Raw genomic sequence first — 20,942 nt, 5'->3', positions numbered from 1 at the left:
ACGTTAAGTTTAATTTCGGATGCTGTTAACAACTTTTTCTAGAAAGGTATTTACGTCTGCGTTTTTGGTTAAACCTAGCCTTACAATTACCATTTCTTCATCTGGCAAAATAAATACATTTTGCCCTTGGTAACCACTAAAAAAGTACATGTTCTTAGAAACGCTTGGGTACCTATTGCCAGCATTAAGCCAAATTTGAGCACCATACCAACCTTTAGAGCTTGGTGTAGGTTCTGTAGCATATTTTACCCAATTTTCATCAAAGAGTTGTTCGCCTTTCCAGTTTCCATTTTTTAAATAAAGTAAGCCCAATTTAGCCCAATCTCTGGCTGATGCCCAAGCATAAGAAGACCCTACATAATTGCCTTCTAAATCAGTTTCTATTAGCATAGAATTCATGCCTATTTTATCGATTAAATCTGTATACCAAAAATCTAAATATTCTTGATGAGATTGAAATTGTTTTCTAAGAATACCAGATAATAAATTGGTGGTTCCAGAAGAATAATTCCAGCTTTGGTTTGGTTGACCTGCAAGTTCTTTTAGTTCTTGGGTTTTAGTCATATCTCTCTCTAAAAAAAGCATTTTTGTGGCGTCAGAAATTTTGTCATAATTCTCATCCCATTCTAAACCAGAATTCATTTGTAGCAGATTATGAATGGTAATTTTGCTTCTTTCATCATTTTTCCAAGCGGCTATTGGTGCTTTGTCTTGCACATTTATTTTTTGTTGATGCTCTAAAATTCCGAAAATGGTACTGGTAATGCTTTTTGTCATAGACCAGCCTAATAACTTAGATTCTTTTGTAAAACCATCAGCATATTTTTCTGCAATGATTTGATCTTTGTACAAAATTATAGCAGCTCTAGTTTGATTTTTTTCGTCAAATAAATAGGTTAAAGCATCATCTAATTTTGAATAATCAATATTGTTGAAAATAGTGTCTTTCTGTTCTGCATTTCCATAAGGATAAGGCGTTTTATTATCAGGAATACTTCTTTTCGGTTTTAAATAAGTGGCAGATTCATCCTCTTTAGACAGTGTAAGTACAGCACCTAAACCATCTCTATAAATTGCTTTTCTTGTTAAAAGTCCGAATGCAGAAGAAATGGCAATTTTCTTATCAGCATTCACGGTGTTTGTAGCTAAGTTTACAGGAGAAAAATTGTTGTCTGTAGCATTAGTAACATCTAAATCTCTCTCAGCAAGAAATACAGATGAAGCTGTACTTTTGGCAGCATAACCAGAAAGCATATTTAATTTTGGATAGTTAAAAAAAATAATAAGGATTAAAGAAATAGAGAATAAAAGTAAAATTCGCTTTAAAATTTTCATTGCAAAGAGTTTAGTGATGTAAAAATAAGAAAATCATATTGTCTTTCTTCGCACTTTAAAAAATCAAGTTTTATCTTTGTATTTTAAAATGATTCCCATGTTTAATGTAGATAAGATTAGAGAAGATTTTCCAATACTAAAAAGAAAAGTACATGGTAAACCTTTAGTGTATTTTGATAATGCAGCAACTTCTCAAACACCTCAAGTTGTTATAGATACTATTGTAGATTATTACAGCAATTACAATGCAAACATTCACAGAGGTGTGCATACATTAAGCCAGGAAGCTACAGATAAATACGAAGAAGCGCGTATAAAAATTCAGCATCATTTTAATGCGAAAGAAGCTTATGAAATTATTTTAACTGCAGGTACAACACATGCCATAAATATGGTGGCTTCAGGTTTTGAGTCTTTATTGAGTAAGGGAGATGAATTAATTGTTTCTGCTTTAGAGCATCATTCTAATATTGTGCCTTGGCAAATGCTATGCGAAAAAACAGGCGCTATTTTAAAGGTAATACCAATGACTGCTGATGGTGTGTTAGATTTGCAAACCTATCATGAGTTGTTAAATGAAAATACAAAACTTGTTTTTTGTAATCATGTGTCTAATGCTTTAGGTACCGTAAATCCTATAGAAGAAATTATTGAAGCCGCACATAAAGTTAATGCTGCAGTTTTAATTGATGGTGCACAAGCTACACCTCATATTAAGCCAGATGTACAGGCTTTAGACGTAGATTTTTATGTAGCATCTGCTCATAAATTATGTGGGCCAACAGGAGTTGGTTTATTGTATGGCAAACAAGAATGGTTAGAAAAATTACCACCTTATCAAGGAGGAGGAGAAATGATTGCCACTGTTTCTTTTAAAAAAACTACCTATGCAGGTTTACCTCATAAGTTCGAGGCTGGTACTCCAAATATCTGTGGAGGAATCGCTTTTGGTGCAGCTTTAGATTACATGAATTCTGTTGGTTTTGATAATATTGCATCTTATGAAAATGATTTGTTAGTTTATGCTACAGAAGAATTACTTAAAATTGAAGGATTAAAAATCTATGGAACATCAGCAGAAAAAACTGCAGTTATTTCGTTTAATGTAAATGAGATTCATCCTTATGATATTGGAGCAATTTTAGACAAATTAGGTATTGCAGTTAGAACTGGGCATCATTGTGCACAACCTATTATGGACTACTTTCAAATACCAGGAACTGTAAGAGCATCGTTTTCTTTCTACAATACGAAAAATGAAATAGACGTTTTTGTGAACGCATTAAAAAGGGCGGTTACTATGTTGTCATAAATTCACTGTTTTCTTGTAAAAATTTAAAAATCATCAATATTTGATGATTTTTTTTATGAATTATTTTGAAATGTTAAAAATAACGGTATATTCGCATCGTTAAAAAATTTAACATAATTATGAATAATTGTTATTATTTAAACATTTTCATTAATTATTTTATAAAAAATTAACTTACTTTAACTTTTTAATTAAACCCCAAAATCATTTTAATTTATGAGAAAATCATTATTAGGCTTGCTATTAGCAACAGGAATTTTTGTGGGATGTCAAGATGAAACAACAGACATTTCAAACGATCAACAATCTAAAATAGATATGAGCGACTTTTTTGTTCATACAGACGATTTAGAAGCTAAAGGACCATCAGAAAAAGATGGTAAAGAATGTTATTCTATGCAGGTTTTAAATAGACAACTTGCAGAAAATAAAGGGCTTTATAAAAAAATGTACGATATTGAATATGCTACTAGAAGTTTTATTGCTGGAAAAAAGCCATCTGGTGCTGGTAATGGAAATGGAAATGGTGGTGGAGGAAATGATGGTGGAGGAGACCCACCAGTTTCAGACAACTTAGGTATTGTAAACATTCCTGTTTATGTGCACGTTGTTTATAGTAACTCAAATGAAAATATTTCTGATGCTCAAATAAACTCCCAAATTGCAGTTTTAAATGATGATTTTAGAAGAACTAATAACGATGCAAACAATACACCAAGTGCTTTTGCAGGTGTAGCAGCAGATACAGAAATTACATTTTCATTAGCAGGAACATTTAGAAACGCAAGTACAACAACTGCTTGGGGTACTAATAATGCAGTAAAATCTGCTTATCCTCCTGTAACTCCAGAAACTCACATGAATATTTGGGTTGCAAATATTGGTGGTGGAATTTTAGGTTATGCACAATTTCCTGGAGGTAGCCTTGCTACAGATGGTATAGTAGTTTCTCCTCAGTACTTTGGAACAACTGGTTACGTTGCTGCACCTTTTGATGGAGGTAGAACTACAACTCACGAAGTTGGTCATTATCTAAACTTAAGACATATTTGGGGTGATGGAAGATGTAACAGAGATGATTTTGTTGCAGATACACCATCTTCAGACAGGCCAAATTATGGTTGTCCTACAACAGCATATCACTGTAGAAGTAATGATCAATTCATGAATTACATGGATTATACAGATGATGCTTGTATGAATATGTTTAGTGAAGGTCAAAAAGAAAGAATGAGAGCTTTATTTGCTTCAGGAGGTGGAAGAGCCTCAATTGCAGGAAACTAATACTTTCAAAAATTTAGTAAAAAGGCGTCTTTAGACGCCTTTTTTTGTTAATTTAAAAGTCAATTATGAATAAATACATTAAAGTTTTAGGTTTCTTGGTCTTTTTTGCTTGCTTAGATTGTAAGAGTCAAGATGCGCATCAAGAAGATAATCTATCAATAAAATATGAAGCTAAAACTAGAGGTTCGTCTTTTTTAATGACTATCGAAAATGGTAAATTCAATTTTAGTTCCTCAGATACAAAAAAGACTAAAGTTTTAAGTAAAACTCAAATTAGCAAACTAACTAAATTGGTAAATGAAATTGATTTATCACAAATGAATCAAATGGAAGCACCTTCAGAAAAAAGGTATACAGATGGTGCTATGTTTGCAGCCCTAAATATCACAAAAGACAATACCACATATAGTTCTGTTGAGTTTGATCATGGTAACCCACCTAAAGCTTTACGCAGTTTATATGCATATATAATATCATTAAACGAGTAAAACATTTCTAAAAAGGTCATTTTGTTATCTTTGAATAAAATAAATTATTATGAATTTTTATCCTTTAAAGTTTACGCCTTTGTATAAGTACAGAATTTGGGGTGGTGAAAAACTAAAAACAGAATTAAATAAAGAGTACACAGAAGAGAATATTGGTGAATCTTGGGAAATATCAGATGTTTCTGGAGATGAAACCTTAGTTGCAGATGGTAATTTAGTAGGTAAATCGTTAAGAGATTTAACCAATGAGTTTAAAGGAGATTTTGTTGGAAACAACGTGTACGAAAAATTTGGTGAAGAGTTTCCTTTACTAATTAAGTTCATAGATGCTAAAACACCACTTTCTATTCAGGTGCATCCTAGTAATGAAATAGCAAAAGAAAGGCACAATTCATTTGGTAAAAATGAAATGTGGTATGTAATGCAAGCAGATGAGGAAGCTGAGTTAATAGTTGGTTTTGATAAAGAAATTAATAAAGATGAATACAAAGAGCATCTAAAAAACAATACAATTTTAGACGTAATGCATCATGAAAATGTAAATAAAGGAGATACTTTTTACATTCCTACAGGAAGAGTACATGCAATTGGAGCAGGAGTTTTGTTGGCAGAAATTCAGCAAACTTCAGACATTACCTATAGAATTTACGATTATGACAGAGTAGATGCTAAAACTGGTAAAAAAAGAGATTTACATAATGAGCAAGCAATAGATGTCATTGATTATCAAGTGCATGATAGTTATAAAACGTCTTATGAGTTAGATAAAAATAAATCTAACAAACTAGTGCATTCGCCATATTTTACTACAAATATTTTAGATGTAGATTCAAAAATTGAAAAAGATTATTCAGCTATAGATTCGTTTATAATTTTTATGTGTGTAGAAGGTAATGCAACTATTCATCATGAAAATAAAACATATAGTATAAATTGTGGTGAAACTATTTTGTTGCCAGCTGCAATTAACAGTATTAATATTGAGGCTTCTAACGCAAAATTATTAGAAGTGTATTATTAAAAAAGAAGTATTTTAAGTTTGAATTGTATAAATTAAAAAAGCCTTATCTCAATTAGATAAGGCTTTTTTGCTCCCCCTCTTGGACTCGAACCAAGGACCCTCTGATTAACAGTCAGATGCTCTAACCAACTGAGCTAAGGAGGAGTTTGCTTCACAATTTGTGATTAGCGAGTGCAAATATATATTATTTTAGAATATTGCCAAATACTTTTTTATTTTTTTTAATAAAATTTTAATGATTTATATTCCTAAATAAATTACGCAATATTTTTAAAAATTGTATTTTTGTTTCAATTAGTAGCTTAAACAAAAGCATAAATAATTATATGGACAAATTTTCGTTCTTAAACGCAGCACACACAGGCTTTATAGCAGATTTATACGATCAATATTTAGTTAATCCAGATTCAGTAGAACCAAGTTGGAGAAGTTTTTTTCAAGGTTATGATCTTGCAAATGAAAACTATTCGTTAACAGATGAAGAAGTTTCTACAGAAATTCCACAAGAAGTTAGAAAAGAATTCTTGGTTGTAGACTTAATAAATGGGTACAGAACTAGAGGTCATTTATTTACAAAAACAAATCCTGTTAGAGATAGAAGAAAATACGAACCAACTTTAGCTATAGAAAACTTTGGTTTAACTCAAGATGATTTAGACAAAGAATTTTCTGCAGGTGATGTTTTAGGCATTGGTAGAGTAAAATTATCTAAAATTATAGATCATCTTAAAAGCATTTATTGCGATTCTATTGGTGTAGAATACATGTACATGCGTAATCCTGAGAAATTAAAATGGTGGCAAGAGCGTTTAAATGAGAACGATAATCACCCTAGCTACAGTCAGGATTCTAAGAAATACATCTTATCTAAATTAAATCAAGCAGTTACATTTGAAAGCTTTTTACAAACTAAATATGTAGGTCAAAAGCGTTTTTCTTTAGAAGGAGGAGAAACATTAATTCCTGGAATTAGTGTAATGTTAAGAGATGCTGCAGAGAAATACGGAGTTAAAGAATGTGTTTTAGGTATGGCTCACAGAGGGCGTTTAAATACCTTAGTGAACATCTTTAAAAAACCTGTAAGAGATTTGTTCAGTGAGTTTGAAGGTAAAGATTTTGAAGACCAAGATATAGATGGTGATGTAAAATATCACTTAGGTTTAACGTTGAGTAAAACCTATAGAGATGGTAATGAAATTAAAATGAATTTAGTTCCAAATCCATCGCACTTAGAAACTGTTGCAGCAGTTGCAGAAGGTATTACAAGAGCTAAAATTGATAGAAAATACGATGGAGATTCAAGTAAAATCTTACCAATCGTTATTCATGGAGATGCAGCTATTGCTGGGCAAGGTATAGCTTACGAGGTTGTACAAATGGCCAAATTAAATGGTTACAAAACTGGTGGTACTATACATATAGTAGTAAATAACCAAATAGGTTTTACAACCAATTACTTAGATGCACGTTCTAGTACGTATTGTACAGATGTTGCAAAAGTAACGTTATCTCCTGTATTGCACGTAAATGCAGATGATACAGAAGCTGTTTGTCATGCAATGGAAATGGCTTTGCAGTTTAGAATGAAATTTAAAACCGATATTTTTATTGATTTATTAGGATATCGTAAATATGGGCATAATGAAGGTGATGAACCTCGTTTTACACAGCCTAAATTATACAAAGCAATTTCTAAGCATAAAAATCCGAAGGAAATTTATGCAGAGAAATTATTACAAGAAGGTTCTATAGATTCATCATATGTAAAAGAAATTACAGATGAATTTAAAGGAATGTTAGAAAGAGAGTTTGACAATTCTAAGCAAGACGAAAATTCTAAAGTAAAAGAATTTATGGAGTCTACTTGGGAGGGCTTTGAGCGTCAGAATGAAACTGCCATGCTACAAACTTTAGACACAAAGTATCCTGTAGATGGTTTAAAGCGCATTGCAAAAGTAGTTTCAACTGTTCCTGAAGGTGCAAATTTTGTAAGAAAAGCAGAACGTATTTTACAAGGTAGAGCTAAAATGGCATTCGAAACCAATCAATTAGATTGGGGAATGGCCGAAAATTTAGCTTATGGTTCTTTAATGGAAGAAGGCTTTAATGTTCGTATTTCTGGGCAAGATGTAGAAAGAGGAACATTTTCGCACAGACATGCTGTTTTAAGAGATGAAAAAACTGAAGAACGTGTAAATTTATTAAACACAAACCCAAACAATAAGGGTAAAATGACGATTTACAATTCGTTATTATCTGAGTATGGTGTGTTAGGTTTTGATTATGGTTATGCCATGGCTAACCCAAATACATTAACAATTTGGGAAGCACAGTTTGGAGATTTTTCAAACGGAGCACAAATCATGTTCGATCAATATATTTCTGCTGCAGAAGACAAATGGAAAGTTCAAAACGGTATTGTAGTTTTATTACCTCATGGTTATGAAGGGCAAGGATCAGAACATTCATCTGCAAGAATAGAACGTTATTTACAGCTTTGTGCAGAAGATAATATGACAGTTGCAAACTGTACAACTCCAGCTAACTTTTTCCACTTATTGCGTCGTCAAATGAAACGTGATTATAGAAAACCATTAATTGTTTTTACTCCTAAAAGTTTACTTAGACATGTAAAAGCGGTTAACACCATAGAAGAATTAGCTACTGGAGAATTCCAAGAAGTAATAGACGATACAATTAACCCAGATAAAGTAAAGAAATTAGTTTTCTGTATGGGTAAATTCTATTATGATTTGTTAGCAGAAAGAGAAGAAAATAAAAGAGAAGATATTGCTTTAGTTAGAATAGAGCAATTATTCCCACTTCATAAAGAAAAAATTCAGCAAGTAATAGAGAGATATCCAAATATTGAAGAATATATTTGGGCACAAGAAGAACCTAGAAATATGGGTGCTTGGAGCTACATGTTACAAAGATTTGAATTGAAGAACCTATCTGTACGTTCTCGTAAATATTATGCAGTACCAGCAGCAGGTTCAAGTACACGTTTTAAGAAAAGACATAAAGCTGTAATAGACAGCGTTTTTAATAGTTAATAAGAGATTTAGAATAAATATAAAAGAGAAACCATGAGTGTTTTAGAAATGAAAGTTCCTTCTCCAGGAGAATCAATCACAGAAGTAGAAATTGCAACTTGGTTAGTTGAAGATGGAGATTATGTTGAGAAAGATCAACCAATTGCAGAAGTAGATTCAGACAAAGCTACTTTAGAATTACCTGCAGAAGAAAGCGGAATTATCACTTTAAAAGCAGAAGAAGGTGATGCTGTTGCTGTTGGTGAAGTAGTATGTTTAATAGATACAAGTGCTTCTAAACCAGAAGGAGGAGATTCATCAAATGAGGAAAAACCAACCAAAGAAGCTCCAACACAAGAGCATAAAGTTTCTCCAGCAGTAGAGAAAAAAGATACCTATGCATCTGGTGTTGCATCTCCTGCAGCTAAAAAAGTTTTAGCTGAAAAAGGAATTGAAGCTTCAACTGTAAAAGGTACTGGAAAAGATGGTAGAATTACTAAAGATGATGCTGTAAAAGCAGTACCATCTATGGGTACTCAACCTGCAAACGGAACTCGTGGAACTGAGCGTAAGAAAATGTCTATGTTACGTAGAAAAGTTGCAGAACGTTTAGTAGCTGTAAAAAGCGAAACTGCAATGTTAACTACGTTTAACGAGGTAAATATGCAGCCAATTTTTGACTTAAGATCTCAATATAAAGAAGATTTTAAAGCAAAGCATGGTGTTGGTTTAGGGTTCATGTCTTTCTTTACTTTAGCAGTAGTTAGAGCATTAAAAATGTACCCAGATGTAAACTCTATGATTGATGGAGATTACCAAGTAAAACATGATTTTCAAGATATTTCAATTGCAGTATCTGGTCCTAAAGGATTAATGGTACCTGTAATTAGAAATGCAGAAGACTTATCTTTTAGAGGTGTAGAAAGCGAAGTAAAACGTTTGGCCTTAAGAGCTAGAGATGGGCAGATTACTATTGATGAAATGACAGGAGGAACCTTTACAATTACCAATGGTGGTGTTTTTGGTTCTATGTTATCTACGCCAATTATCAATCCACCTCAAAGTGCAATTTTAGGAATGCACAATATTGTAGAAAGACCAATTGCTGTAGATGGTGGTGTAACAATTGCACCAATTATGTATGTAGCACTATCTTACGATCATAGAATTATTGATGGTAGAGAATCTGTAGGTTTCTTAGTTGCTATTAAAGAGGCTTTAGAAAATCCTGTAGAATTATTGATGGATAATAATCCAACAAAAGCATTAGAAATGTAATTTTACTCTTTTCAATATCCAAAAATAAGAAGCACGATAGTATGATTAAAAGGGTCATTTTTTTCGCAAGTGTTCTTCTTATTTTTGGATGTTCTAAAGAAAATCCACTTCAAGTTTCTGCTTACCAAAAAGGAGAACTTATTTTTGACTATCAAAACATTGAGAATGATACCCTCAATGCTTCTCAAAGAATTTATGACGAACAACTAGACTTGTATTACACAGGTTGGGGCGTTTATGAAGATATTATTTTTCCTGGTACAACAATAAGCTGGTCTTTAGATCATACCAATAGTATTAGCAATATAAAGTTACACTGTGCAATAACAGGAGGAGACCAATACAATAATGTATTTTTCACAAACACAAAAGCTTTGAAATGGCAAGGAGAACCTTGGCAATATCAAGAAGCAAAGTATTTGGTTTACGAATTAGATTTGTATATAGATGGCGAATTAGACTGTTCTAACTCAGATTTGGCAACAATAGAAGGTTTAGAACTTACTTGGCAACATATAGAATTGCCTTTTTCACATGGATTTGGATTACAATTTAGTAAAGCTGGTGAATGGCGTTTTTGGAATGATGAGCAAAATGCAGATAATATTCCCATTGGTTGGCAATCTTTCAGTCCTAAAATTAATTATTGTTTGTCTCCAAAAGAATGGCACACCATTAAGTTAGAAAGTTATATCACAGAAAATACTATTGTTTACAAATCAATGATTATTGATAATGAAATATTTAGTTTGCAAAACACAACCTTACCTTACGTAAATGCAAAAAATGGCTGGGTAGAAAACTTTATTCAAATAGGCATGCAAATTAATGGTAATAAGTCTGTTAAAAATTCAGTAGGTGTAGATCCTGTTGCTGTAACTTTAGACAATGTGAATTTTAAAGGTTATCAGTTAATTAAAGAGTAACCAAACCTTTCTTATTTCTATTACCATATAATTTTTTGTAAATTCGACTAAACCAAATTTATGAGCACAACTACAGACAAACATAATGCTAGAATAGCTAACATGAAGTTCTATTCTGTATATCCTCATTATGTAACAAAGATTGAGAAAAAAGGTAGAACTATTAATGAATTACATCAAGTAATAGAATGGTTAACAGGTTTTAATTCAGAGAAACTTCAACAATTAATTAAGGATCAAGTCACTTTTACTACTTTTTTTGAAGAAGCAAATTTAAATGATAATGCTAGTTTGATTAAAGGTGTTATTTGTGGTTATAGAATAGAAGAAATAGATAATGAGTTAACCCAAAAAGTAAGATATCTAGATAAATTGGTAGATGAACTTGCAAAAGGTAGAAAAATGGAGAAAATTTTACGCTCTTAAACCAAACATTCTAGGTAACTTTTTAATACGATATTTAAGATATAATTCAGGTTTGTTTATCTTGCATCAAAAAGTAAAATGCCCACAAATCCTGAATTAGAACTTGCCTTAAGTTTTATCGAAAAAACAGATAGAAACCTTTTCATTACAGGAAAAGCGGGTACAGGTAAAACTACTTTTTTACATCAAATTAAAAACGAATCTTTAAAAAGATTAGTAATTGTTGCGCCTACAGGTGTTGCAGCAATTAACGCAAAAGGGGTTACAATTCATTCCTTTTTTCAAATGCCTTTTGGGCCTATTTTGCCCAACCAAACTCAAAACAATCAGCAACGTAGATTTTCTAAAACAAAGATTGATATTATTAAATCTTTAGATTTAGTAATTATTGATGAAATTTCCATGGTTCGTGCGGATTTGTTAGATGGTATAGATCAAGTTATGCGCAGATACAAAAACAGAAATAAGGTTTTTGGTGGCGCACAAGTTTTAATGATTGGAGATTTACAGCAATTAGCGCCAGTTATTAGACCAAATGAATGGAGTTTATTGCAACAATATTATAATACTGTTTACTTTTTTAGTTCAAAAGCTTTTCAAGAAGCCAATGTTGTATCCATTGAATTAAAGCATATTTATCGTCAAAAAAACGAAAAATTTATAACCATTCTTAATGAGATTCGAAACAACAATCTGTCTGATAAGTCTGCTAAAATTTTGAATGAAAGGTTTGATCCTAGTTTTTCTCCAAGTGCAGACGACAATTATATAACGCTCACCACACATAATAAAAGAGCAAACACCATTAACGATTCTGAATTAAATAAGCTTAACAACAAAACCCACTTTTTTACAGCTGATGTTTCAGGTAAGTTTAATGAAAATTCATTTCCTAATGACGAAAAGTTGGCGCTAAAAGTGGGTGCTCAAGTCATGTTTATTAAGAATGACTCATCACCAGAAAAAAGATATTTTAATGGTAAAATAGGTATAGTTACAGATATTTCTAGAGATAGTGTTACTGTGCAATGCCCAAATGAAATTGATGAAATTGTTACAGAAAGAGAAAAGTGGGATAATGTAAATTATTCAATAAATGACGAAACCAAAGAAATTAAAGAAGATGTAATTGGCTCATTTTCTCAAATTCCATTGCGTTTAGCTTGGGCAATTACCATCCATAAAAGTCAAGGATTAACATTCGATAAAGCCATTATAGATGCAGAAGCTTCTTTTGCTCATGGGCAAACTTATGTGGCTTTAAGTAGGTGTACTTCTTTAGATGGTTTGGTTTTAAAAACACCAATTACCAGCAGTGCCATTATCAATGATCAAACTGTGAGTCAGTTTAACGAACGTGTAGAAGAAAACCATCCAGATGAAGCAGATTTAATAGCATCAGAAAAAGATTTTCAGTTAAATTTAATTGCTGAATTGTTTGATTATCAAAAGTTCTTATATCCAATTTCTAGGTTGATAGATATTTTCTACAAAAACCAATCGAGTATAAAAGGTGATGTTATAGATCATTTACAAACCATAAAAGATGATGGAGTAGCAGCTTTAATGAAAGTTTCTAACGGGTTTAAAAATCAGTTAACAACATTAGCCGAGAATAGTGTGTTGCCCGAAAATAGTTCATCTATTCAAGAACGATTTTTAAAAGGTGTAGATTATTTTTTAAATACAACCACTACTAATATTCAAAAACCAATTGATGTCATTGAGTTTTCTACAGACAATAAAGCTATAAAAAAAGATTTTTTAAAGCAGTTTGATGCCTTGCAAGAACTATTAGAAGAAAAATTATTTGCCTTGCAAAAAATGAAGATGGGCTTTAAAGTTCAAGATTATTTACAAGTAAGAGCCAATGCAGTTTTGCAAAAATCTGAACCTAAAAAGAAGAAGAAATTAAGTTCAAAACGCGATCCTATTTTGGCTTTAAAATTACGTGAGCTAAGAGATGATATTTCTAAGGCAGCTAAAATTCCACACTTTCAAATATTTACCCAAGAAACTTTATACGCCATTTGCGATACTCTGCCAAGAAGTGAAAGAGAGTTGCTTAAAATTTCTGGAATGGGTAAAATTAGAGTACAGAAATATGGTGAAGAAATTTTAGAAGCAATAGAAGAATACTGTTCAGAAAACGGAATTAATAAGTTTAATGAGCAAAAGAAAGAAGATAAAAAGTCTACTAAACAAATTTCGTTTGAACTGTTTAAGTCTGGCTTATCTATTTCAGAAATTGCAAAAGAGCGCAGTTTAACTAAAGGTACTATAGAAAGTCATTTAGCAAGTTTTATTTCTTCAGGAGATGTTGATATTTTAGAGTTAATAGAATTAAAGCGCTACAAAAAGATTGTAAACCAAATAGAGGAAGTAGAATTTAAAAACCTCACAGAATTAAAAGAAAAGGTAGATAAATCATTCACTTTTATGGAATTAAGAATGGTTTTACTTTCTATGGAGAGATAATTTCTTAACTTTAAGTCATCAACCAAAAAACTTATTTATATGATATTAGGTGCATTTTCTAATAGTTTAGCAGTAAAAGACATTCAAAAATCAAAGGAGTTTTACGAAAAGTTAGGTTTTTCTGTTTTTGCAGGTGAGCTTGAAAAAAAGTATCTCATTATGAAAAACGGGAATGCTTTAATAGGTCTTTTTGAAGGGATGTTTGAAAATAATATTATGACATTTAATCCTGGTTGGGATGAAAATGCAAGTGAACTAAAAGAGTTTGATGATGTTCGAAAAATTCAAAAACACTTAAAAGCTAATGATATTAAATTAGAGCAAGAAGCAGATGAAAACAGTTCTGGGCCAGCTAGTTTGGTAATTTTAGATCCTGATGGAAATACAATTCTAATTGATCAGCATGTTTAGATTATTTCAAATCTTTTAAAACCAACTGAATGGATTTATGACCATTCCAAATATTTTCGTCTAAGGTGTAGACGATATCAAAATCGTTTTGAGCTTCTTCTAATTTATCACCCAAACCAAAACCAATAGCTCCAAAAGTTTGTTTATTATCACCCTGAAAAACATTTAATTTTAGGTGGGATTGGTCTGCACCTACTTTTTTACCATAACCATTGTCTCTAACACTACTTGTTTTAAATACAGGCTTCATATTTTGAGGGCCAAAAGGCGCCATTTGTTCTAGAATCCTGAATAATTTTGGAGTAATTTCAGAAAGTTCTATTTCTGCATCAACTGTAATTTCTGGGGTAAGAAGTTTTTTATCTATAGTTTTAGAAACAACTTCTTCGAACTTGTTTTTAAACTTGTTGTAATTTTCTGGCAATAAGGTTAAGCCAGCAGCATATTTATGGCCTCCAAACTGTTCTATAAATTCAGAGCAAGCTAATAAGGCATTGTATACATCAAAACCCTTTACAGATCTAGCAGATGCTGCCAATTTATCGCCACTTTTTGTAAATACTAAAGTAGGTCTGTAATATTTTTCTATTAATCTAGAAGCTACAATACCAATTACACCTTTATGCCAATCTTCTTGATAAACAACAGAAGTAAATTTATCTTCTTCATTATTATCTATAATTTGAATTAAGGCTTCGTCTGTAATTTTTTTATCAAGATCTTTTCTGTCTGCATTAAAAATCTCTATGTCTGCAGCAAATTGTACAGCCGAATCAAAATCCATTTCAGTCAACAATTCTACAGCATAATTACCATGTTTCATTCTACCTGCAGCATTAATTCTAGGTGCAATAATAAACACAACATCTGTAATGGTTAGCTCTTTCTTTTTAGTTTGATGAACTAATGCCTTAATTCCATTTCTTGGATTGTTGTTAATTACTTGTATACCATAGTAAGCTAGAACTCTGTTCTCGCCATTCATAGGTACAATATCTGCAGCAATGGCTGTAGCTACTAAATCTAAATAAGGCACAAACTTTTCTATAGTTTGTTGCCTAGAAACACCTAATGCCTGTATGAGTTTAAAGCCAACTCCACAACCACAAAGTTCATCAAAAGGATAGGAACAATCTTCTCTTTTTGCATTAAGAACAGCAACAGCTTTAGGTATTTCATCTCCAGGTTTATGATGATCACAAATAATAAAATCTATGCCTTTTTGTGTAGCATAAGCCACTTTATCAATGGCTTTAATTCCACAATCTAAGGCAATAATTAAAGCGAAATCGTTGTCTTCTGCAAAATCGATTCCTGCATAAGAAACTCCATAACCTTCTGCATATCTATCAGGAATATAAGTGGCAATATTAGGTGATAAAGTTCTTAAATAAGAGGCTACTAAAGATACAGCTGTTGTGCCATCTACATCATAATCTCCATAGACCAAAATGTTTTCTTGTTTGGCGATAGCTTTGTCAATTCTTGCAACAGCCAAATCCATATCTTTCATTAAAAAAGGATCATGAACATCCTCTAAACTTGGTCTAAAAAATAATTTAGCCTCATTAAAAGTATTTATATCTCTTTGACAAAGTATTCTTGCAATAGTAGGTGACACCTGCAATTCTTTCGCAAGTGATTTTACTTTTTCTGAATCTGGTGTTGGTTTTAAAGTCCATCTCATAGCAAATGTTGAACTTTAATTTTATAAATTATGTAAATGAATTTCTGTTTTTACATCAGCAAATTTTCTAAACATTTCCATTACTCCACAGTATTTGGTTACAGATAAATTTACGGCTTTCTGTATTTTATCTGGTTGTAATTCTGCATCCGAAAAATGATAATCTACCTTTACTTTATTATAATATTTTGGATGTTCATCTGTAAGTTCTGCAGTAACTTCTATATGAAACTGCGCTACTTCAGCCCTCATTTTTTCTAAAAGAGATACTACATCTAAACCAGAACAACCTGCCAAAGAAGATAGCATTAATGCTTTTGGAGCAAAACCTACAACATCTCCATTATCTTGAGATTTATCGAACATTGTTAGGTGATGCCCACTTGGATTGTCTGTATCGAATTGAGACTTTTGAGTCCATTTTGTAGTAACTATATTTTTTACCATAATTTATATATTTAAAGAATGAAGTAGTAAATTGTGCTTTGTTACAAAAGTAAGAAATCACAAATAGTTTATCCTTAAAATGAAAAATTCTCTGCAACTAAAAACTAGGTTATTTTTTATCCTATGGTTTTGTAGTAATTTCTTTGTGTATGCACAAGCTGATTCTGCCCCTTCAATTACTGCAGAAGGTAGGCAACTTTTTTGTGTTGGTTCTAGTATTAATATTGTAACCAATTTTTCTATTACAGATCCTGATGATTTAGGTATAGAAAATTTTTTCGTTCAGATTTCTGAGGGCTACCAACGTAATTTAGATTTGTTGGAATTAACAGGTAGTCATCCTAATATTTCTGCAAGTTGGAATCCAAATGAAGGTAAACTAACCTTATTACCTACAAACGGAACTACAGAAATTGAGTTTTCTGAATTAACGGCTGCAGTTAGGGCTATTGTATTTTCTACAACTGCCACAGATGTAGTAGAAGAAAAGATATTTTCACTTACTGTAGATGATGCAAATTATTTGCCAGCAACAGATCATTTTTATGAATTTGTAGCAGATGAAGGTATTACTTGGGCTCAAGCAAGACTGCTAGCTGAAAACAGAACTTATTTTGGTAGAGAGGGTTATTTAGCAACACTTACAAGTAGAGAAGAAGCAGATTTTGCAGGAAAACAAGCTGCAGGTGCTGGTTGGATAGGTGGTTCTGATGAAGAAACAGAAGGTGAATGGAAATGGGTTACAGGCCCAGAAGCAGGTACCGTTTTTTGGAGAGGTCAAGTAAATGGAACGTCGCCAAACTTTGCATTTTGGAATAATGGAGAACCAAATGATTTTAGAGGAAATAATACTACAGGAGAAGACTATGCACATATTACAGATCCTTCTATAGGAATTTTAGGTGCATGGAACGATTTGCCAAATACTGGGGGTACAGATTTATACATTCCACGAGGTTATATTGTAGAGTATGGAAAACCAGGAGATAGCCCACTAAATATTGTTGCTAGTACAAGCATTTATTTACCACAAATAATAACAACAACATCTGCTACCATTTGTGAATCTGGTTCAGTAACCATTTCTGCAGAACCAAGTGAAGGAAATATTCTATGGTATGAAACGCAATCGGGTAATAACTTGCTAGGCAGTGGAAACAGCTTTACAACGCCATTTATTACAGAAAACACTACTTATTTTGCTGCAATTACCGTAAATGGTTGTAATTCTTATACAAGAACTCCTGTTACAGTAATTGTAAATCAAAGACCACAAATTACAGAAGTTACTAATGATTTAATTTGTTCTGGTGCTGCTTTGTTAAGTGCAGAAGCAAATCAAGGAGATGTGTATTGGTATGAAACACCTACAAGTACCACTCCTCTTTTTATTGGCGATAATTTTCAAACTCCAAATTTAAACGCAACCACAAGTTATTTTGTAGAAGCTAATAATTTAGACTGTATTTCTATGGATAGAAAAGAAGTAATTGCAGAAGTAGATAACACTATTCCTATTTTTGATTTGCTTCAGCCTGAGTTTATTTTGTGTGAAGATATTGGTAATGTAGATTTAATAACAACAAATGCACAAGGCAATTACACCTATATTTGGAAAAGAGAAGGAGCATTATTACCTGAGAATACAGCCCAAATAAATGTAACTGAGACTGGCTCTTATGCTGTAAGTGCAGTATCTGCAGCAGGTTGTGTGTCAGCAGAACAAACTTTTTTAGTGATAGATAGTGAAAAGGCAACCATAACTATGAATGACGTCATCATTACAGATGATTCTAACAATAATTCCATTCAAATTGCAAATACAAATTTAGGAAATGGTACCTATGAATATGCTTTAGATGATGAGTTTGGTAATTATTCAGATAATGTAATTTTTCAAAACTTAACCACAGGTATTCACACACTTTATGTAAGAGATCAAGGAGGTTGTGGAACAGCTAGTTTGGTATTTTCAATTTTGGCTTATCCAAAGTTCTTTTCACCAAATGGAGATAATAGCAATGATATTTGGAAAATTTCTGGTTTCGATGAAACCTTTTATTCAATATCTACGGTTTTTATTTACAATAGATATGGTTCTTTAATTTTTAAAATGGATAACAATGAAGGCTGGAATGGTTTTACAAATAGCAAACCTGCACCCTCTAATACCTACTGGTTTAAAGTAACTTTAACCGATATTAATAATTTATCAATAGAAAAAACAGGCAATTTTAGTTTAATAAGAAAATAACAATTATGGCATTAGTAACACCTTTAGCAGCAGAACACGATTTAGAAACAAAAAAGTTAGCAGAGTTTTTTAATGAAACCTTAGGTTTTTGTCCAAACTCAGTGCTTACCATGCAAAGAAGACCAGCAATTTCTAAAGCATTTATCAACTTAAATAAAGCTGTAATGGCTAATGAGGGTAGAGTAACTTCTGCCTTAAAAAGAATGATTGCCTGGGTTTCTAGCAATGCTACAGGTTGTAGATATTGCCAAGCACATGCCATTAGAGCAGCAGAACGTTATGGAGCAGAGCAAGAGCAGTTAGATAATATTTGGGAATATAAAACCCACAAAGCATTTTCAGATGCAGAAAGAGCTGCGTTAGATTTTTCTTTAGCAGCTTCTGTGGTGCCAAATGCAGTAGATGCAAAAATCAAAGAAGAATTATATAAATATTGGGATGAAGGAGAAATCGTAGAAATGCTAGGTGTTATTTCTTTATTTGGATATTTAAATAGATGGAATGATTCTATGGGTACAACTTTAGAAGAGGATGCTATAGAAAGTGGAAATCAGTTTTTAGGTAAACATGGTTTTGAAGTTGGTAAGCACGATGGTTCTAAGTACTAAGTATTTTTGTAACCACTTTTTGTAAATCAGGAATTACCTCATTCGTAAACCAAGGATTTTTTTGAATCCAAAATCTATTTCTTGGAGATGGATGAGGTAATACCAAATATTCAGGTAAAAAACTTTGATAATTTTTTACTGTTTCTGTTAACGTTCTTGGCTTATTTTTTAAATAATAAGTTTGAGCATAATTACCAATTAAAATTTTAAGTTGTACATTTTTAAATTGATGCATAACTTTAGAATGCCATAGAGGAGCGCATTCTTTTCTTGGCAATTTATCTCCACTTTTTCCTTTGCCAGGAAAACAAAACCCTGCAGGTAGAATAGCAAAGTGATCTGTATTGTAAAACTGGCTTTCATCTACATGTAACCATTTTCTTAACACTTTTCCACTAGGATCATCCCAAGCTTTATTTTTAAGGTGAGCAATTCTTCCAGGAGCTTGACTAATTAAAAGTATTTTAGAATTTTCTGAAGCAGCTATTATGGGCCTTGCACCCAAATCTAAATGAGGTTCACAAAGTTTACAATTTCTAATTTCTGCTAATAATTTTTGCATTAGTCTTCTTTAAACATACTTTTTAAATCACTTGCGTAAGAAGGATAGGTAAATATCATTTTCTTAAATTCATTTACAGTCATTTTAGCGTTTATGGCAGTGGTAAAAATATTAATGGTTTCATTTGCTTCACTACTCAAAAGGTGAGCACCTACAATTTGATCAGTTCTTTTGTTTACGATAATTTTATAAGCGTAAAAAGGGGCATTTTCTTTTTTTGCATTGTACCAATTAGAAGCATCTCCCTTATAAACTTTAGTGTTTTTATATCGTTTTTTTGCTTCTTCTTCTAAATAACCAACCATGGCTAAATTAGGATCTGTAAAAACGATAGAAGGTACTAACGGATTTTTAAATTTCTTGCTTCTTGCCTTTAAAATGTTATGACCAACAATATAACCTTGTAAGCCAGATAAAGGTGTTAATGGAAAAGATTTACTAGAAACATCTCCACAAGCAAAAACATGTTTTGCACTAGAACTTTGTAAATAATCGTTTACCAAAACTCCAGATTCATCTGCTTTTATCGCAGCATTTTCTAAATTCAAGGCTTCTAAAGATGGTACTCTTCCAGAAGTGTTAAAGATGATGTGAGATTTTAAACTGCGCTCTTCCTTGCCAACTTTGTAGTTTAATTTTAATTTTTTTCTACCTTTTTCTACAGATAGAACATCTGCCTCAAAGATAAATTCAACACCATTGTTAGCTAAATTTTGCTTAATTTTTTCGGTTAGTGATTTTTCAAATTGAGATAAAATTCTAGGTCCTCTATCAATCATTATAACTTTACATCCTAAGGTTGATAACAAAAAACAGAACTCCATACCTATATAACCAGAGCCAATAAAAGTAACTGACTTGGGTAGTTTTTTTAGGTTGAAGAAGTCATCACTAGTTTTTAAAAATTCTGCACCTTTAAACTTTAATGTTCTTGGTATTAAACCTGTTGCAATAACAAATTTATCTGCAATTACAGTTTTACCTTCTACAGAAATTTTATTTTTTGATATGAATTTTGGAGATTGATGATACAAATCGATGTCTAAATCAGCCAAATCTTCTTCAGTAGATTTTGGTACAGCTTCAGTAAAATTATTCTTGAATTTTAAAATATCATCCCAATTTATTTTAGGAAGTTTAGTAAACCCTAAACCTTTTAAATGTTTTGCTTTTTGTGTAATTTCTGCAAATTGAAGCATCACTTTTTTAGGGTCACAACCTCTAATAGCGCAAGTTCCTCCAAAAGCTTTATTGTCTGCAATAGCTACCTTTAGACCTTCTTTTGCACAAATTTCGGCTGCTGTTTGGCCTGCAATTCCACTACCAATAACAAAAACATCATATTTAATTTCTTCCATAATAACTGTATCTAGGTATCAAAAATAATGTT

Annotated in this window: 17 protein-coding genes and 1 tRNA gene; 12 read left to right on the top strand and 6 right to left on the bottom strand. The window is 31.9% G+C overall.

What is annotated here, in order from left to right:
• Nucleotides 1-9: 9 nt before the first annotated feature.
• On the bottom strand, nt 10-1,335 hold the full coding sequence (locus tag MED152_RS07935) for a serine hydrolase (RefSeq protein ID WP_015481345.1): 1,326 nt from the start codon (nt 1,333-1,335) through the stop codon (nt 10-12).
• A gap of 97 nt (nt 1,336-1,432) precedes the next feature.
• Between MED152_RS07935 and MED152_RS07930 the strand changes: the two genes are divergently transcribed.
• The 4 genes from MED152_RS07930 to MED152_RS07915 all read left to right on the top strand — a co-directional run bounded on the left by MED152_RS07930 (nt 1,433) and on the right by MED152_RS07915 (nt 5,440).
• Nucleotides 1,433-2,647, top strand: coding sequence for an aminotransferase class V-fold PLP-dependent enzyme (locus MED152_RS07930; protein ID WP_015481344.1), 1,215 nt, complete (start codon nt 1,433-1,435; stop codon nt 2,645-2,647).
• A 216-nt stretch (nt 2,648-2,863) separates the two neighbouring features.
• Complete coding sequence (locus MED152_RS07925) at nt 2,864-3,931, top strand: zinc metalloprotease (protein ID WP_015481343.1); 1,068 nt, start codon at nt 2,864-2,866, stop codon at nt 3,929-3,931.
• A 65-nt stretch (nt 3,932-3,996) separates the two neighbouring features.
• Nucleotides 3,997-4,419: a hypothetical protein gene (locus tag MED152_RS07920; RefSeq protein WP_015481342.1), complete on the top strand. Its 423-nt coding sequence runs from the start codon at nt 3,997-3,999 to the stop codon at nt 4,417-4,419.
• A gap of 49 nt (nt 4,420-4,468) precedes the next feature.
• Nucleotides 4,469-5,440, top strand: a complete 972-nt coding sequence (locus tag MED152_RS07915; protein WP_015481341.1) for a type I phosphomannose isomerase catalytic subunit — start codon at nt 4,469-4,471, stop codon at nt 5,438-5,440.
• A gap of 70 nt (nt 5,441-5,510) precedes the next feature.
• Here MED152_RS07915 and MED152_RS07910 read toward each other — a convergent pair.
• Nucleotides 5,511-5,584 (bottom strand) — tRNA-Asn (locus tag MED152_RS07910).
• Nucleotides 5,585-5,766: 182 nt separating this feature from the next.
• Here MED152_RS07910 and MED152_RS07905 point away from each other — a divergent pair.
• The 6 genes from MED152_RS07905 to MED152_RS07880 all read left to right on the top strand — a co-directional run bounded on the left by MED152_RS07905 (nt 5,767) and on the right by MED152_RS07880 (nt 13,994).
• Entirely contained in the window at nt 5,767-8,496 is a 2,730-nt protein-coding gene (locus MED152_RS07905; RefSeq protein WP_015481340.1) for a 2-oxoglutarate dehydrogenase E1 component, read from the top strand.
• A gap of 33 nt (nt 8,497-8,529) precedes the next feature.
• On the top strand, nt 8,530-9,753 hold the full coding sequence (gene odhB / locus MED152_RS07900) for a 2-oxoglutarate dehydrogenase complex dihydrolipoyllysine-residue succinyltransferase (RefSeq protein WP_015481339.1): 1,224 nt from the start codon (nt 8,530-8,532) through the stop codon (nt 9,751-9,753).
• Nucleotides 9,754-9,794: 41 nt separating this feature from the next.
• Entirely contained in the window at nt 9,795-10,679 is an 885-nt protein-coding gene (locus MED152_RS07895; RefSeq protein WP_015481338.1) for a hypothetical protein, read from the top strand.
• Nucleotides 10,680-10,739: 60 nt separating this feature from the next.
• Nucleotides 10,740-11,105: a DUF2200 domain-containing protein gene (locus MED152_RS07890; RefSeq protein WP_015481337.1), complete on the top strand. Its 366-nt coding sequence runs from the start codon at nt 10,740-10,742 to the stop codon at nt 11,103-11,105.
• Between the two features lie 78 nt (nt 11,106-11,183).
• The gene (locus MED152_RS07885; RefSeq protein ID WP_015481336.1) at nt 11,184-13,583 is read left to right on the top strand and encodes a helix-turn-helix domain-containing protein; all 2,400 of its coding nucleotides are present in this window, start codon (nt 11,184-11,186) and stop codon (nt 13,581-13,583) included.
• Between the two features lie 39 nt (nt 13,584-13,622).
• Nucleotides 13,623-13,994 (top strand): VOC family protein, encoded by a 372-nt coding sequence (locus tag MED152_RS07880; RefSeq protein WP_015481335.1) that lies wholly within the window; start codon nt 13,623-13,625, stop codon nt 13,992-13,994.
• A 1-nt stretch (nt 13,995) separates the two neighbouring features.
• Here the strand turns inward: MED152_RS07880 and recJ are convergent, their stop codons facing one another.
• Complete coding sequence (recJ, locus tag MED152_RS07875) at nt 13,996-15,681, bottom strand: single-stranded-DNA-specific exonuclease RecJ (RefSeq protein ID WP_015481334.1); 1,686 nt, start codon at nt 15,679-15,681, stop codon at nt 13,996-13,998.
• A 21-nt stretch (nt 15,682-15,702) separates the two neighbouring features.
• On the bottom strand, nt 15,703-16,128 hold the full coding sequence (locus MED152_RS07870; protein ID WP_015481333.1) for an OsmC family protein: 426 nt from the start codon (nt 16,126-16,128) through the stop codon (nt 15,703-15,705).
• A 79-nt stretch (nt 16,129-16,207) separates the two neighbouring features.
• Here MED152_RS07870 and MED152_RS07865 point away from each other — a divergent pair, with 79 nt between their 5' ends.
• Both MED152_RS07865 and MED152_RS07860 read left to right on the top strand, forming a co-directional pair.
• Nucleotides 16,208-18,382 carry a T9SS type B sorting domain-containing protein gene (locus MED152_RS07865; protein ID WP_015481332.1) on the top strand — a complete coding sequence of 725 codons (2,175 nt, stop codon included), beginning with the start codon at nt 16,208-16,210 and terminating at the stop codon, nt 18,380-18,382.
• 5 nt (nt 18,383-18,387) lie between these two features.
• The gene (locus MED152_RS07860; protein WP_015481331.1) at nt 18,388-18,990 is read left to right on the top strand and encodes a carboxymuconolactone decarboxylase family protein; all 603 of its coding nucleotides are present in this window, start codon (nt 18,388-18,390) and stop codon (nt 18,988-18,990) included.
• On the opposite strand, the gene MED152_RS07855 is transcribed toward MED152_RS07860, so the two are convergent.
• Nucleotides 18,980-19,552: a uracil-DNA glycosylase family protein gene (locus tag MED152_RS07855; RefSeq protein WP_015481330.1), complete on the bottom strand. Its 573-nt coding sequence runs from the start codon at nt 19,550-19,552 to the stop codon at nt 18,980-18,982. The two genes, MED152_RS07860 and MED152_RS07855, sit on opposite strands and share 11 nt — an antisense overlap.
• On the bottom strand, nt 19,552-20,910 hold the full coding sequence (locus tag MED152_RS07850) for an NAD(P)/FAD-dependent oxidoreductase (protein ID WP_015481329.1): 1,359 nt from the start codon (nt 20,908-20,910) through the stop codon (nt 19,552-19,554). The genes MED152_RS07855 and MED152_RS07850 overlap by 1 nt, the downstream gene beginning before the upstream one ends.
• Nucleotides 20,911-20,942 lie beyond the last annotated feature (32 nt).

Origin of the sequence: Polaribacter sp. MED152 (assembly GCF_000152945.2) — a bacterium.
In the GTDB taxonomy this organism is placed as follows: Bacteria; Bacteroidota; Bacteroidia; order Flavobacteriales; family Flavobacteriaceae; genus Polaribacter.
This window is presented reverse-complemented; position numbering and strand designations above follow the sequence as displayed.

Excerpts from the sequence above, each read along its gene's own strand:
- MED152_RS07935 (WP_015481345.1), bottom strand. The coding sequence starts at position 1,335 with ATGAAAATTTTAAAGCGAATTTTACTTTTATTCTCTATTTCTTTAATC.
- MED152_RS07930 (WP_015481344.1), top strand. The coding sequence starts at position 1,433 with ATGTTTAATGTAGATAAGATTAGAGAAGATTTTCCAATACTAAAAAGA.
- MED152_RS07925 (WP_015481343.1), top strand. The coding sequence starts at position 2,864 with ATGAGAAAATCATTATTAGGCTTGCTATTAGCAACAGGAATTTTTGTG.
- MED152_RS07920 (WP_015481342.1), top strand. The coding sequence starts at position 3,997 with ATGAATAAATACATTAAAGTTTTAGGTTTCTTGGTCTTTTTTGCTTGC.
- MED152_RS07915 (WP_015481341.1), top strand. The coding sequence starts at position 4,469 with ATGAATTTTTATCCTTTAAAGTTTACGCCTTTGTATAAGTACAGAATT.
- MED152_RS07905 (WP_015481340.1), top strand. The coding sequence starts at position 5,767 with ATGGACAAATTTTCGTTCTTAAACGCAGCACACACAGGCTTTATAGCA.
- odhB (WP_015481339.1), top strand. The coding sequence starts at position 8,530 with ATGAGTGTTTTAGAAATGAAAGTTCCTTCTCCAGGAGAATCAATCACA.
- MED152_RS07895 (WP_015481338.1), top strand. The coding sequence starts at position 9,795 with ATGATTAAAAGGGTCATTTTTTTCGCAAGTGTTCTTCTTATTTTTGGA.
- MED152_RS07890 (WP_015481337.1), top strand. The coding sequence starts at position 10,740 with ATGAGCACAACTACAGACAAACATAATGCTAGAATAGCTAACATGAAG.
- MED152_RS07885 (WP_015481336.1), top strand. The coding sequence starts at position 11,184 with ATGCCCACAAATCCTGAATTAGAACTTGCCTTAAGTTTTATCGAAAAA.
- MED152_RS07880 (WP_015481335.1), top strand. The coding sequence starts at position 13,623 with ATGATATTAGGTGCATTTTCTAATAGTTTAGCAGTAAAAGACATTCAA.
- recJ (WP_015481334.1), bottom strand. The coding sequence starts at position 15,681 with ATGAGATGGACTTTAAAACCAACACCAGATTCAGAAAAAGTAAAATCA.
- MED152_RS07870 (WP_015481333.1), bottom strand. The coding sequence starts at position 16,128 with ATGGTAAAAAATATAGTTACTACAAAATGGACTCAAAAGTCTCAATTC.
- MED152_RS07865 (WP_015481332.1), top strand. The coding sequence starts at position 16,208 with ATGAAAAATTCTCTGCAACTAAAAACTAGGTTATTTTTTATCCTATGG.
- MED152_RS07860 (WP_015481331.1), top strand. The coding sequence starts at position 18,388 with ATGGCATTAGTAACACCTTTAGCAGCAGAACACGATTTAGAAACAAAA.
- MED152_RS07855 (WP_015481330.1), bottom strand. The coding sequence starts at position 19,552 with ATGCAAAAATTATTAGCAGAAATTAGAAATTGTAAACTTTGTGAACCT.
- MED152_RS07850 (WP_015481329.1), bottom strand. The coding sequence starts at position 20,910 with ATGGAAGAAATTAAATATGATGTTTTTGTTATTGGTAGTGGAATTGCA.